This window comes from Chryseobacterium joostei, assembly GCF_003815775.1.
Taxonomy (GTDB): Bacteria; Bacteroidota; Bacteroidia; order Flavobacteriales; family Weeksellaceae; genus Chryseobacterium; species Chryseobacterium joostei.
Genome location: NZ_CP033926.1, coordinates 3,212,721 through 3,227,004 on the forward strand (window position 1 = coordinate 3,212,721; position 14,284 = coordinate 3,227,004).

Below are 14,284 nucleotides of genomic sequence, written 5' to 3' on the forward strand. Positions count from 1 at the left end.
ATTGAAAAAACTAATTTTTGTATTGTGTTCCGCAGTTTGTATGGCGCAGACTAACCAATACACGAAGATTATCCTTTCCAAAAAAATCGGTAAGGAGGTAAGCTCATATTCAGATGGATTTGGAACGGTGTATGACCCTGTTTCCAAAAAGGGAGGAATTGTAGATGCATTAGGAACCATAACCTTTGAATCACCCTACAAAGGTGGAATTTCACATATTTTCGAAAAAAGATTTATTCTTTACTCAGAAGAATCCAATAACAAGAGAAGATCTGCTATTATTGATGAAAAAGGGCATGAACTTGTTCCTTTGGACGACCATGAATTCAATACTCCTTGGTGGAGCAGGGAGCGTATTATTTCTTCCAAACAGGGAAAGGAGGCGGTTTATGATTACAATGGAAAGCAGATAATTCCTTATTCAGATAAAATTAGGTTTGCAGGAAAAGACAGATTCTTTGTTTTGAAAGATAAAAAATGGTTTTTGTATGACTTTAATGGTAAGCAAACCAGTGATCGCGAATTTAAAGACGACTATAACTTTGAAAATGGTAAAGCCCTTATCATCAATGAAGAAAATCAGAGTGAAATTATAGGAAAGGATGGGCAGACATTGCATAAGTTTTCAAAGAAGATTGATAATATTAATGCATATCCATTTTTAATTACAAAAAATAATTCCACCGGAAAATACGGGTTGATTGATACTGATGAAAACGTCATTGCTGATGAAGTTTTTAATGACATCACCCCAGAATACTTTGGTAAGAAAGAATATATTTATCTTAAAAAGAAGAATAAAATAACTGTTTTTTCTAAAAAGAATCGACAATTATACCCCAGCAATTTTGAATACCTTACTCCTTTATTGAAAGACCTTTTAAGTGTCTACAATGATAAATCAAAGAAATATGGTATCGTTGATCTTCAGGGAAGTTTGATATTGCCTAATGAGTATGATTTTATTAGAGATTTTACCATTTCCGGAAAGGATTTTATTTACCTTAAAAAAGGAAGTGAGGAACAGCTTCTTAATAACGACCTTAAAAACGTTTTGAATGAAGGAGATCAGATTCTTGGCTTTTATCCCGAGAGTTTGATTATTAGTAATAAAGATAAGTATTATAAATTTTCAGTGACATCCCAATCTAGAGTTGAACTCAAAGGAATTGATTTCGTTAAAGCTCAGGATATTGGATATTTTAACATCCTTAATGAATACTCAAAGCCGCTTGTATGTAAGAATACCAGCAATCTTTATGGTGTTCTGGATGGAAAGGGAACGGAAATTGTACCATTTGTTTATGAAGATATTATTCCATTTGAATATTTTGAAAATGAATTTGTTGTAAAGAAAGATAACAAATATGGAGTTCTAAATTTTCAGAATGAGCCGTTAACAGAGATTATTTATGACTCTTACTTTTGGATGAAAGAAGTATTGAAAGTGAGCAAAGATAAAAAATCAGATTTCATTTATTTCACCAGATTTAGAAATAATTCTGTTGAACTTTAATATAATTGCAAAAAAACACATAAAAAAGTTCAGTATTTTAATGAATTAAATGTGTTGAATAACAATTTATAATATCTTTGCAAACCGTTTAATTCCGGAAAGGAATTATGAATACTAATTGAGTCAGCAATCACATGCTGAACGTGTTATAAAGAAAATAATTGTCAATAGATATGAAAATATTAGAAGGAAAAGTAGCACTAATTACCGGAGCTACAAGAGGAATCGGAAAGGGGATCGCTGAAATGTTTGCTCAGCAAGGGGCAAAAGTAGCATTTACCTATGCCGGCTCTGTAGACAAAGCTAAAGAATTAGAGGCAGCTTTAAGTTCTGTAACCCAAATTAAAGGATACCAGTCTGACGCATCAGATTATGATGCAGCTCAAAAACTAGTAGAAGATGTAATGGAGGAGTTTGGAAAGATTGATATTTTGGTAAACAATGCAGGAATTACAAAAGATAACCTGTTATTGAGAATGTCCAAGGACGATTGGGATAAAGTAATCAAGGTAAACCTGGATTCAGTTTTTAACCTTACAAAAGCGGTAATTAAGCCGATGATGAAGGCAAAGTCAGGATCTATCATTAATATGACTTCAGTAGTTGGAGTAAAAGGAAATGCAGGACAAGCTAACTATGCTGCTTCTAAGGCTGGAGTAATTGGATTTACGAAGTCTGTGGCATTGGAGCTAGGATCAAGAAACATCAGATGTAATGCAATTGCTCCTGGATTTATTGAAACTGAAATGACAGCTGTTCTGGATGAAAAAACAGTTCAGGGATGGAGAGATGGCGTTCCAATGAAAAGAGGAGGACAGCCGGAAGACATCGCGAATGCTTGTGTATTCTTCGGAAGTGATATGTCAGCCTATATTACCGGACAAACATTAAATGTAGATGGCGGAATGCTAACTTAAAAAATAGAAAGAGGCTATACAATATGTGTAGCCTCTTTTTTTATTTCTATTTTAATTAAAAACCTGATTTTCCTGTTCCTGAACCCTTATAAAAGTAGTTCTTTTGGAAAGTTCTTTAAGTTTGGACGCCCCTACATAGGTACAGGTAGATCGCACTCCTCCTAAAATATCCTTTACTGTTTCTGCAACAGGCCCTTTATAAGCCACCTTAACCGTTTTTCCTTCAGAAGCACGGTATTCGGCTACCCCTCCGGAATGTTTATCCATAGCCGTTTTAGAACTCATCCCGTAGAATGAGCGGTATTTTTTACCATTTTCTTCAATCATTTCGCCACCACTTTCATCATGACCGGCGAACATTCCACCCAGCATAACGAAATCTGCACCACCACCAAAGGCCTTGGCAACATCTCCCGGAACCTTACAGCCTCCATCTGCAATGATATGACCTCCCAATCCGTGGGCTGCATCAGCACACTCAATAATAGCTGAAAGTTGAGGATAGCCTACCCCTGTTTTTACACGGGTTGTACACACTGACCCGGGACCAATCCCAACTTTGATGATATCTGCTCCCACCAAAAGAAGTTCTTCCACCATTTCTCCGGTCACCACATTTCCGGCAATGATAATCTTATCCGGAAAATTAGCCCTTGCGGTCTTCACAAATTGAACAAAATGCTCTGAATATCCATTGGCAACATCTATACAGAGAAACTCTATTTTTGGATGCTTTTCAAGGATTAAGCGAATCTTCTCTTCATCCGCTTTTCCTGTTCCGGTACTTAAAGCAATATATTGATGAATGCTTTCGGGCTGGCTTTGCAGAAACTGGTCCCATTCTTCGGGAGTATAATGTTTGTGTACAGCTGTGATAATTTTATCCTTAGCCAGCTCTACGGCCATTTCAAAGGTTCCTACGGTATCCATATTAGCCGCAATAATAGGGACGCCGCTCCATTTCTTTTTAGTGTGCTTGAAAATAAATTCCCTTTCCAGATTTACTTCTGAACGGGATTTTAATGTGGAACGTTTAGGGCGGAACATTACATCCTTAAACCCTAGTTTTATATCATATTCTATACGCATTTGGTATTTATTTATCAGAATAAAGGTAGTAAATAATCTGAAATAGACTATTTTTGAGGATATGGATTTTCCTGTTACTTTTCACATTTTCGGCAAAGAGGTTTTACTGCATCCGATAACAGAATCTTTAGGGATTTTTGTCGGAATGCGTTATTATACTTTTTTAAAAAGAAAAGATGAAGAAAAATTCAGCAGTGTAAATTCTTTACTGATTCTTATTGCCGCCACTTTTGGTGCATTAATCGGTTCTCATGTAATTGGTTCCTTGGAAAGACCGGACGACCTAATGAAAGCTCCTGATATATGGATGTATATTTGGTTAAACAATACCATTGTCGGCGGATTAGCCGGAGGTCTTATAGGTGTTGAAGTCATGAAAAAGATTATTGGCAAAAAAGAAAGTACAGGCGACAGAATGGTATATCCTTTAATTTTGGCAATGTTTATCGGCAGAATCGGGTGTTTTTTTACAGGAGTATATGAAGAAACTTATGGATTACCTACCAATTCAATTTTCGGGATGGATTTGGGAGATCATATGAAAAGACATCCCGTTGCTTTATATGAAATGATATTTTTAGCAATCTTATTTTTAGCTTTAAAATACTTTCAGAAGAATTATACTTACAAATCCGGGGTGCTTTTCCAGGGTTTTATGCTTTTTTATTTTTCTTTCAGATTCTTTCTGGATTTTATCAAACCAAAATATAATGTCGTATTTAATTTGAGTACCATACAAATCGTGTGCTTTTTAATGATCATTTACTATATTTATCTATTGAAAAAAAACAAACATGAAATTATTAGAAGTAGGTAATTTTGGAGAAGATCTTGCCGGATTGGGATTAATTTTCCTTTTTATAGGTCTCGTTGTATTTGCTATTTCAATATTAGTTGCCTTTATTTTAGGAATTATGACTGCTTCTAATACCGAAAAGAAATACAATTTTAAACCAGCTTTGATAGGAATTCTTGTCGGAGTATTAATTTTTATTGCAGGAGGCTGCATTTGTGGTTTTAACTTATAAAAGAATAGTATGCCCATAAGAAATTATACCTATTACGATTACACGATCAGTCTTTGCCCGGAATGCCTGAAAAGAGTAGGAGCGAAAATCATTATTGAAGATGAAGCAGTTTTTATGACCAAAAGATGCCCTGATCATGGATTCTTTAAAACCAAGATTGCTTCCGATGTTCATTACTATAAAAATATCAGAAACTATAACAAAGCTTCGGAAATGCCTCATCATTTCGGGACTGATGTAGAATACGGATGTCCTTATGACTGTGGACTTTGTGTAGATCACGAACAGCATAGCTGTCTGTCAATTGTTGAGGTTACAGACCGCTGCAATCTCACTTGTCCGACATGTTATGCGATGTCTTCACCTCATTACGGAAGTCATAGAAGCTTGGAGGAAATTGAAGCGATGTTTGATATTATTGTGAAAAATGAAGGTGAGCCGGATGTTGTACAGATCAGTGGCGGAGAACCGACCATTCATCCGGAATTTTTCAAGATTATGGATATTGCAAAGTCAAAACCGATCAAACACCTTATGCTCAATACAAATGGGGTAAGAATTGCCAATGATCCCGGTTTTGCAGAAAAATTGGCAACCTATGCACCGGAATTTGAAATTTATCTTCAGTTTGATTCCTTTAAACCTGAAGTTTTACAGGATTTTAGGGGAAAAGATTTAACAGATGTGCGTATGAAAGCATTGGAGAAATTGAATGCATTAAATCTTTCTACAACATTGGTTATTGTTCTTCAAAAAGATAAAAATATTGACGAGATAGGAAAGATTATTGATTTTGCCTTAAAACAGAAATGTGTTAGAGGAATCACTTTTCAGCCTGTTGAAATTGCAGGACGAAACCGTGAAGATTCTGCTCACGAAAAAATTACATTGACAGAAGTAAGACAGGAAATTTTAAACCAGTTTCCGTTGCTGAATTCTGATGATATTATTCCTGTTCCGTGTAATCCGGATGCTTTGGCAATGGGATATATTCTGAAACTGGAAGGCGAAACAATTCCTTTAACAAGATATATTAATCCTGCTGATTTACTGAACAATGAAACTCGGAATACTATTGTTTACGAACAGGATACAGGATTGCAGATGCAGCTTCTTGATATTTTCAGCACAGGAATTTCCGTAGATAAAGTAAAACCTAAAGTAAACCAGTTACTTTGCTGTCTGCCTGAAATTTCTGCTCCGGATCTTGATTATGATAATCTTTTCAGAATTATTATTATGAATTTTATGGATGCTCATGATTTTGATGTTCGGGCTGTGAAAAAGTCGTGTGTTCACATTGTCAATAAAGACCTGAAACTAATTCCATTTGAAACCATGAACCTTTTCTACCGTGATGATAAGAAAAGCTATTTGGAAGAATTAAGAAAAGAAGATAGAGTATTGTTTTAATGCTGAGGCGTTGTCTATTTCTACAACAGGGTTTCCTTTCAAATAGAGTGGAAGTCTCTCTATTTAATTCAATGATTAACAAATCTGTTGTTTTATAGCATCTTATTTTTAGCTACATTTGATGGGTGAAAATTCTTTTTGTTCAATTCTCAAAATGAACAGATTGCACGCATTTGTATTAAAAAAAATTAAAATAATATATGGAAAGACCACTTATTCTGGTTACTAATGATGATGGGATTACAGCACCAGGTATCAGAAACCTTGTCAATTTTATGAATGAAATCGGAGAAGTAATTGTTGTAGCTCCAAACTCTCCCCAAAGTGGAAAAGGCCACGCTATCACTATTAATTCTACTCTAAGTTACGAAGAAGTAACTCTAGAGGGTCCACAGGTTGATTTTTCCTGTAGTGGAACTCCTGTAGACTGTGTAAAAATGGCTCTTGATAAAATTTTAACAAGAAGACCGGATATCGTAGTTTCCGGAATTAATCACGGAGCAAACTCGTCTATCAATGTAATCTATTCAGGAACAATGTCTGCTGCTGTAGAAGCTGGTGTAGAGGGAATTCCTGCCATTGGATTTTCATTGTTGGATTTCAGCTGGGAAGCAGATTTTACTCAGGCTAAAGAATTTATTCAGAATATAGTAAGAAGAACATTAGAAAACCCAATGCCAAAGGGAATTGTTCTGAATGTAAATATTCCGAAACTTCCTAAAGAGGAAATAAAAGGAGTAAAAGTTTGTAAGCAGGCTAATGCTAAATGGGAAGAAAGCTTTGATGAAAGAGTAAACCCACACGGAAAAAAATATTACTGGTTAACCGGTTATTTCAATAATATGGATGATTCTGAGGATGCTGATGAAACAGCTTTGGCCAACGGATATATCTCGATTGTACCTGTTAAGTTTGACCTTACAGCATATGAATATATGAAGAAGTTGGAGGAAGTGATGGTTTTTGATACCGTAAAGGATGCTAAATAGGCTTTTTAAAAAACATTGATTTCATAAACATACTTAGGGTAGGAAATGGTTTTTTCCTGCCCTTTTCTTTCAATGTCAATAAATTCAATGCTTTCTCAAAGAATGATACCTAGCTGATGAAAGCAGTTTCACTTTTTTACCCTATATTTAAGTTGACGGTTTTTGCAATAAAAAAAGACGCACATCTATTGAATAAAAAATCTTAAATCTATACGATATTTGTAAATAAGGTATTAAATTTGATAGTTTGTAACAGTCTGCTAATTATTGCTACTCATTACAATACTTATATTTTTAAAATTATAAATAAAGACAGTTTATGTGGAAAAATTTCAAACTGAATAAATTTTTACTACTGATTCCATTAACCAGTCTAATGTTTTGCTTCAACTCGCCAAAGAACGATGATGAAAAGATGCAGACAATAATGGTGAGCGTAAAAAATACCCTTTCTTACCTGCACTATAGTCCAAAAACTATTAATGATGCCTATTCAAAGGATGTTTATAAGCACTATTTTGAATTAGTAGATCCTGCAAAAAGATATTTCCTTCAATCTGATATGGATGAATTTGGCAAGCATGAAACCAAGCTTGATGATTATATCAACCAGGGAGATCTTACATTCTATAAGCTTACCATAGATAGACTTTACCAGAGAGTAGACGAAATTGATAAGATTACACAGGATATTTTCAGTAAGCCGCTTAATCTTCAGGAAGACGAAACACTTATTCTAGAGCCAAAACTTAAAAAGGTACCTGCCAACAAGCAGGAACAGTACAATGAGTGGAAAAAGTTCATCAAATACAATATCCTTCAGGAAATTGAATCTATGAACAGTAAGGAAGAAGCTCAAAAAGAAAAGAAAGATTCAGTTCAGAAGTACAAATTACAGGATACGATCAAGTTTAAGCCTCTTACTCAGGATGAAAAGATCAAAAAAGCTACAGATGAAGTAAAAGATCTTGTAAAGGATACGTTTACAAGATTCAAAAAGAGAAAGAAAATGGATTGGTTTACAGTGTATATGAATGCATATACTGAAGTATTTGATCCACACACCAACTATTATTCTCCAAAAGATAAAGAAGATTTTGATACCCAGTTTACCGGAAAAGTAATAGGTATTGGAGCTTTAATCCAGGAGAAAAAAGGAAATCTTTATCTGGGTGCACTTACAATTGGTGCTCCGGCATGGAAATCCAAGCAGCTTTCCGAGGGTGATAAGATTCTAAAAGTAAAATCTAAGCCGAAAGATGATGCTGTAAATGTAGTAGGAATGCTTTCTGATGAAGCAGTAAGATTAATCCGAGGAGAAAAAGGAACACCAGTTACCTTAACGGTTCAGAAAAAAGACGGTACCATAAAAGATGTAACCATGATCCGTGAGGAAGTTGCCATTGAAGATACTTTTGCAAGAAGTATTGTAGTGAATGCTCCTAATGGAAAAAAATATGGGTTTATTAATCTTCCAAGCTTTAATGCAGATTTTGAGAACTCTAAAGGAAGAAATGCTTCGGATGATATTAAAAATGAAATCGTTAAGCTTAAAGCTCAGAATATTGAAGGAATTGTCCTGGACCTTAGAAATAATGGTGGAGGTTCCCTAACAGAAGTAGGAGATATTATGGGACTTTTCATGGATGCCGGACCCTATGTACAGGTAAAGGATGGAAATGGAAAAATACAGACGCTAAAGAATAAAAACGAAACTCCAATCTGGACAGGTCCTTTAGTGATTATGCAAAACGAATTATCTGCTTCAGCTTCTGAGATCTTGGCAGGAGTAATGCAGGATTATGGAAGAGCAATGATCATAGGATCTCCACAATCTTTTGGGAAAGGTACAGTACAGACTTTTGTTGACCTGAACAGATTCCTGAATACTGAGGACGATTTTGGATCTTTAAAACTAACCATTCAGAAATTCTATAGAATTACAGGAGAATCTACGCAGAGAAAAGGAATTGTTTCAGATATCCAGATGAAAGACTTTTTTACCTATGCAGAAGTAGGAGAGAGATATGATGATTATGCCCTGGCTTGGGATAAAATTCCGGCGACCAAATTTGAGAAACTGAACTTCTTTAATATTCAGGCTCTTGAAAAGGCAAGCGCAGGCAGAATGGCTAAAAACAATAATTATCAGTTACTGCTAGAATCAGCTCAATGGAGAGAAAAATTAGATAAAGAAGAAAGCATCACCTTGAATATCAATAAATTCAATGAAGTGATGAAACATAGAAAATCTCAGATTGAAAAATTTAAGGTACTGACTAAGTTTGAAAACGGACTTCAGTTTATCATGTATCCAAGTGAGGTTGAAAGAGAGAAAAAAGATGAAGCGTTCAAGAAAAAATCTGAAATGTGGATCAAGAACCTTAAAAAGGATCTTTACCTGCAGGAAGCAATGAATATTGTTTCAGATATGGGAACAAAATCATAAACATAAAAAAACCGCTAATGAAAATTAGCGGTTTTTTTATTGAATAAAAAGATTACTTAATTTCTACACATCCCACTCTTCCTCCGGCATTTCCCGTAGGCTGAGTATGGAAATCATCGGCAGCCGCATGTACAATTAGCCCTTTTCCAATAATATTCTTAGAGTCATCTGTACAACCAAGACACCATTTATCCGTCTTGAATGTAAGTGTTGCAGTTCCGCTTTGGTCAGCAACCAAATTTCCTATATCTCCCATATGGAAATGTTCAGCGCCCCATTTTCCGTGATCGTTCTTGGATGGGTTCCAGTGTCCGCCTGTAGAGGTTCCGTCTGCAGCAGAACAATCTCCTTTTTCATGAATGTGTACAGCATGTATTCCAGGGGTAAGGTTCGTTATGTCCAGCTTCATGATGACATCATTTCCTTGTTGGGTAAACTTTGCTGTTCCGCCTGTCTGTGTTCCGCTTTTGGCATTTACGCTGTACGTTTTTGTAGTTCCGCAAGAAACGGCAAAAAGTGCACATCCCGCCAATAATGCTAATGTTTGTACTTTCATTTTTAAATGATTTATAATGATTTTATGATAAATTTAAAAAAGATTTTCCAGAACCCTTTATGATTTCAGTCTTTTTTCGGAAAGTCTTATTATTCAAAATTGCAATACACCTTGTTTTATCCTCTAAACCTGTTGGTTGGGCACCAAGATAATTATTTTTAAATGAGGTTAAAAGAAAGCCTGAAAAAGAGCAATAAAAGACAAATGATACCTATTTCAGATCAATAACTTTGTAGATTAATATCCTGAAGTGAAAGAATATAAAAAAAGAATTGTAAAAACAATTCAATACATTGATGAAAATCTTGATGCAGATCTCTCTCTGGAAAAAATTGCAGAGATCAGTGCCTATTCACCATTTCATTTTCACAGAATATTTAAGCTTGTTACAGGAGAAACACTTCAAAGTTATATTACGAGGAAAAAAATAGAAAAGAGTGCCTTTTTTCTTGCCGTAAATAAGAAGGTAGAGATTAAGGAAATCTACCTTGACTTTGGATTCTCAAACCATTCTGTTTTCAGCAAAACATTTAAAAAATATTATGGGCTGCCTCCATCAGAATTTCGTAGAACAGCTCCCGAAGTATTTCACAAGATTTTACAAACACAGAGCAAGAATGGACAAATTGATACCGTTTTCAGCCAATACATTTGCACTATTGAAAACCTATTAAATTGGACAGCAATGAATTTAAAAATCGAAGTAAAAGAAATGCCGAAAATGAATCTGGCAGCCGTAATGAGCCTTGGGATTACCCAGGTGGAATCTTCTTACAATGTATTGATAGATTGGGCGAAAAGTAAGAATCTATTTCCCCGCGAAAATGTTAAAATGATCTCAGTGTATCATGACAGCTTCAAGGTAACCCCTCCGGATAAGGTAAGAATTCATGCCTGTATCCTTTTGGACGAAAAGCCGGAAGAAGAACTAAAGGGTGAAGTTTTTTCAGAAACCATAGAAGCCGGAAGATTTATTGTAGGTACCGGAGAAGTAACCCTCCATGACTTTGAACAGTGCTGGGTATCATTGTTTTTGTGGATGAATGAGCATCATCATTCCATGAGAAGAACATTCCCGTTTGAAATCTATCATTCCAACTTTAAAGAACATCCTGAAGGAAAAATGATCGTAGATTTTTGTATTCCGATTCATTAATTTCCCATTCGGTAACAAAAGAATACCTTTCAGTAATATTTTTTTACAGAAAGGTATTTATCGTATTATTTTTGATCCAGAAAACAATAGCCATGAAAGCACAAGCTCATAAAATATTCTTTCTTATTGCCCTCCTCTCTTTTGCAATAGGATATTCTCAGATAAAGGTGTCGGGGAAAGTGACATTTAAAAATAAAGGAATACATGAGGTAAATGTCACATTAAAAGATACCTATGACGGAGCAACAACGGATGCACAAGGAAATTTTTCCTTTGAAACCTCAGAGAAAGGAAGTCATGTTTTAACTTTTACCCACCCGAAATATGAAGAGATTAACAAAACTATTATTATTGATAATCAGGATATTTCATTAGGGAATATTGAAATTAAAGAACAGGTAAGTGAGATTGATGCTATAGTGGTTTCTGCAGGTTCCATTGAAGCGAGTGATAAGAAAAGAGCAAGCGCTTTACTCACACCCACGGATATTTATACCATCGCAGGAGCCGATGCTCAGGTTTCCTCCGCATTAAACTATCTTCCCGGGGTCCAGAAAGTAGGAGGAACGGAGGGGGTTTTTATCAGAGGAGGTACTGGAACAGAAGCGAAAATATTCATGGATGGAATTTTAATCAACAATTATTTCTCCAATTCAGTAGCAGGAATAGCAGGAAGAGATCAGTTTAATACCTCTATTTTTAAAGGGAATGTATTTTCAAGTGGTGGTTATTCTGCTTTATACGGGCAGGCTCTTTCCGGAGCATTATTGTTGGAAAGTGTTGATTTACCGGACCAGACTTCCTATGATGTTTCAGTTTCACCAATTTTTCTTGGTGGCGGATTTCAAAAATTAACCAATGACAATAGGCATTCTTATGGTGTTTCTTTGAATTATTCAGATTTAAACCTAATGCAGAAAGTATTCAATTATAATACAAACTTCGTAGACTCTCCCAAAGGACTGAATGGCAACTTTAATTTTAGAATTAAAACAAAATCAGGCGGATTCATAAAATACTACGGAATGTATACCGGTAATAATATGGGGGTGAAATCAGAAAGTCTGGAACCCGGAAGTGATTTTTCTCTCGTAAGATTGAAAGGAAAAAGTACCTACCATAATTTGACCTTTAGACAGAAATTCGGAAAATACCTGCTGAATGTGGGAACTTCATATGCATTTAACAGATCAGACCTTAATTTTTCTACAGAAACCAACAATGTAGAATCAGAAAGAACCAGATTGCTTACAGATGGAAACTATATCAACCTTAAGGCTGTTCTTGAAAGAAAAATCAATAGAATCAGCGCTATCAGAGGAGGTTTTGAGTTGAATAATGCCGATGAAAAATTGAACTTTGAAGATGTTCGTAAGCATTATAGAGATCTAATTTCCTCAGCATTTGTAGAAACAGATCTTGGATTCAGCAATGCATTATCAGCAAAAATAGGCGTGAGGGCAGAGAATTCATCTTATTTGGGAAAGAATAATTTTGCACCCCGATTTGCTCTGGCATACCGTTTAGCAAAGAACTGGACATCATCATTAGCTTATGGAATTTTCTACCAAAACCCAGAAAGCAAATACATTAATGGGCCTGCTAATTTAGGATTTCAGAAATCGGAACACTATGTTCTTCAGGTGCAAAGAAGTTCTGAGGGAAGATCACTACGTCTGGAGGCTTTCTACAAAAAATATGATCAGTTGATCAAAACCTATAACATCATTCCGGGGAAAGATCAGCAACAGCAGGTACAAACAGCCTTAAACAATGATGGTTACGGCTACGCAAAAGGAGTAGAAGTATTCTGGAGAGATAACAATAAAACCTTTAAAAATATTGATTATTGGATTACTTACTCTTATCTGGATACCAAAAGGGATTTTCTTAATTATCCGGTAAGTATGAAGCCTAACTTTGCTGCAGAGCATACATTATCGGTAGTGGTTAAAAGATTTATTCCGGAATGGAAAGTGGGAGCCAACCTATCTTATTTGTACACAAAAGGACGACCTTACTACGACATTGCATCAAGATGGGAAGACGGAAAAGCAGTTAATTATACTAGAAATGAGGGGCAATTAAAAGATTATAACAGTCTTAATCTCAGCTTTAATTACCTGCCCAATATCGGAAAGAAAGATGCAAAGGTGTTTCCCATATTTGTTTTGAGTGTTTCCAATATTTTAGGGTCAAAAAATGTGTATGGATATAATTTTTCAACAGATGGGTCCAGAAGTTCAGCTGTTTTACCCCCGGTAAATACCTTTGTATTTGTTGGTGCATTTTTCATCTTTGGAGTAGATAAAACAGAGGATGTAATCAACAGTAATTTATAAAAACATATCTTCGAAAAAACAATACAACTAACTTTTTAAAATTAATATAATGAAAAAATACATTTTAAGCTTTGCTTTAGTTTTGATGAGCTTAACGGCTTTTGCTCAGTCAGATTATGAAAAAATTATGTCTGAAAAGATAGGGAAGATAGAAGCCTGTAAAACAACAGAGGAATTCCAGGCGCTGGCAAATGATTTTCAGAGAATAGGAAGTAAAGAAAGCGGACAATGGCTTCCGTCATACTACGCTGCTTTTTCCTACATTCAAAAAGGACGAATCATGATGAGGGATGGTAATATGCAGGAGCTGGATGGCGTTGCAGCACAGGCTGAAAAATATCTAGGGACAGCACAGAATCTTGCCGGAGCAGACAATGCAGAGATTCATTTGTTAAAAAAAATGGCTTATTCCCTAAGAATGATGGTTAATCCACAACAACGTTTTATGACAGATGGTGTAAGAGCATCTGAAGAGCTTAGCAGAGCAGAGAAACTGGATCCTACCAACCCAAGAATTGCTCTTATTAAGGCAGAGGATACTTATTTTACGCCAGAACAGTTTGGAGGGAGTAAAACCAAGGGAATAGAAATGTTTAAGGAGGCAATTGCAAAATTTAATGCTTACAAACCTAAAACCGCTTTAGATCCGAACTGGGGAAGAGGAGAAGCGGAGTATTTCATGAGTTTGTCTGCAGAAAAGGGTAGGTAATGAATTGATTTTCATTTTTCTACAGGTTATAAATAGCAAATGACATCAGTTATTACAGATTAAAGTAAATCGGCTGCCTCAAAATGAGGCAGCCGATTTTATACTTTAAACTATTTGAAT

Annotated in this window: 12 protein-coding genes; 10 read left to right on the top strand and 2 right to left on the bottom strand. The window is 35.4% G+C overall.

Going from position 1 to position 14,284, the window contains the following annotated elements:
* Position 1 precedes the first annotated feature (1 nt).
* Together EG359_RS14595 and fabG are read left to right on the top strand one after the other, a co-directional pair.
* Positions 2-1,516 (top strand): WG repeat-containing protein, encoded by a 1,515-nt coding sequence (locus EG359_RS14595; protein ID WP_123867406.1) that lies wholly within the window; start codon positions 2-4, stop codon positions 1,514-1,516.
* A gap of 173 nt (positions 1,517-1,689) precedes the next feature.
* Positions 1,690-2,433 (top strand): 3-oxoacyl-[acyl-carrier-protein] reductase, encoded by a 744-nt coding sequence (gene fabG, locus EG359_RS14600; RefSeq protein ID WP_076352893.1) that lies wholly within the window; start codon positions 1,690-1,692, stop codon positions 2,431-2,433.
* Positions 2,434-2,484: 51 nt separating this feature from the next.
* Here fabG and EG359_RS14605 read toward each other — a convergent pair whose 3' ends face one another.
* The gene (locus tag EG359_RS14605; RefSeq protein WP_076352894.1) at positions 2,485-3,522 is read right to left on the bottom strand and encodes a GMP reductase; all 1,038 of its coding nucleotides are present in this window, start codon (positions 3,520-3,522) and stop codon (positions 2,485-2,487) included.
* A 61-nt stretch (positions 3,523-3,583) separates the two neighbouring features.
* Between EG359_RS14605 and EG359_RS14610 the strand changes: the two genes are divergently transcribed.
* The 5 genes from EG359_RS14610 to EG359_RS14630 all read left to right on the top strand — a co-directional run bounded on the left by EG359_RS14610 (position 3,584) and on the right by EG359_RS14630 (position 9,401).
* Positions 3,584-4,339, top strand: coding sequence for a prolipoprotein diacylglyceryl transferase (locus tag EG359_RS14610; RefSeq protein ID WP_076352895.1), 756 nt, complete (start codon positions 3,584-3,586; stop codon positions 4,337-4,339).
* Positions 4,317-4,550, top strand: coding sequence for a hypothetical protein (locus EG359_RS14615; RefSeq protein ID WP_076352896.1), 234 nt, complete (start codon positions 4,317-4,319; stop codon positions 4,548-4,550). The genes EG359_RS14610 and EG359_RS14615 overlap by 23 nt, the downstream gene beginning before the upstream one ends.
* A 9-nt stretch (positions 4,551-4,559) precedes the next feature.
* Positions 4,560-5,963, top strand: coding sequence for a radical SAM protein (locus EG359_RS14620; protein ID WP_076352897.1), 1,404 nt, complete (start codon positions 4,560-4,562; stop codon positions 5,961-5,963).
* Between the two features lie 200 nt (positions 5,964-6,163).
* Entirely contained in the window at positions 6,164-6,952 is a 789-nt protein-coding gene (surE, locus tag EG359_RS14625; RefSeq protein WP_076352898.1) for a 5'/3'-nucleotidase SurE, read from the top strand.
* A gap of 319 nt (positions 6,953-7,271) precedes the next feature.
* Positions 7,272-9,401: a carboxy terminal-processing peptidase gene (locus EG359_RS14630; RefSeq protein WP_076352899.1), complete on the top strand. Its 2,130-nt coding sequence runs from the start codon at positions 7,272-7,274 to the stop codon at positions 9,399-9,401.
* A 52-nt stretch (positions 9,402-9,453) separates the two neighbouring features.
* On the opposite strand, the gene EG359_RS14635 is transcribed toward EG359_RS14630, so the two are convergent.
* Positions 9,454-9,957: a superoxide dismutase family protein gene (locus EG359_RS14635; RefSeq protein WP_076352900.1), complete on the bottom strand. Its 504-nt coding sequence runs from the start codon at positions 9,955-9,957 to the stop codon at positions 9,454-9,456.
* A gap of 250 nt (positions 9,958-10,207) precedes the next feature.
* On the opposite strand from EG359_RS14635, the gene EG359_RS14640 reads away from it, so the two are divergent.
* From EG359_RS14640 to EG359_RS14650, 3 genes are all read left to right on the top strand, one after another.
* Complete coding sequence (locus EG359_RS14640; protein ID WP_076352901.1) at positions 10,208-11,113, top strand: AraC family transcriptional regulator; 906 nt, start codon at positions 10,208-10,210, stop codon at positions 11,111-11,113.
* 92 nt (positions 11,114-11,205) lie between these two features.
* Positions 11,206-13,455 carry a TonB-dependent receptor gene (locus EG359_RS14645; RefSeq protein WP_076353393.1) on the top strand — a complete coding sequence of 750 codons (2,250 nt, stop codon included), beginning with the start codon at positions 11,206-11,208 and terminating at the stop codon, positions 13,453-13,455.
* Between the two features lie 49 nt (positions 13,456-13,504).
* A complete protein-coding gene (locus EG359_RS14650; protein WP_076352902.1) occupies positions 13,505-14,164 on the top strand; it encodes a hypothetical protein in 660 nt (219 codons plus the stop codon).
* The last annotated feature ends 120 nt before the right edge of the window (positions 14,165-14,284 follow it).

Coding starts and splice junctions, on each gene's coding strand:
- EG359_RS14620 (WP_076352897.1), top strand. CDS start 4,560: ATGCCCATAAGAAATTATACCTATTACGATTACACGATCAGTCTTTGC.
- EG359_RS14635 (WP_076352900.1), bottom strand. CDS start 9,957: ATGAAAGTACAAACATTAGCATTATTGGCGGGATGTGCACTTTTTGCC.
- EG359_RS14645 (WP_076353393.1), top strand. CDS start 11,206: ATGAAAGCACAAGCTCATAAAATATTCTTTCTTATTGCCCTCCTCTCT.
- fabG (WP_076352893.1), top strand. CDS start 1,690: ATGAAAATATTAGAAGGAAAAGTAGCACTAATTACCGGAGCTACAAGA.
- EG359_RS14630 (WP_076352899.1), top strand. CDS start 7,272: ATGTGGAAAAATTTCAAACTGAATAAATTTTTACTACTGATTCCATTA.
- EG359_RS14610 (WP_076352895.1), top strand. CDS start 3,584: ATGGATTTTCCTGTTACTTTTCACATTTTCGGCAAAGAGGTTTTACTG.
- EG359_RS14650 (WP_076352902.1), top strand. CDS start 13,505: ATGAAAAAATACATTTTAAGCTTTGCTTTAGTTTTGATGAGCTTAACG.
- EG359_RS14615 (WP_076352896.1), top strand. CDS start 4,317: ATGAAATTATTAGAAGTAGGTAATTTTGGAGAAGATCTTGCCGGATTG.
- EG359_RS14605 (WP_076352894.1), bottom strand. CDS start 3,522: ATGCGTATAGAATATGATATAAAACTAGGGTTTAAGGATGTAATGTTC.
- surE (WP_076352898.1), top strand. CDS start 6,164: ATGGAAAGACCACTTATTCTGGTTACTAATGATGATGGGATTACAGCA.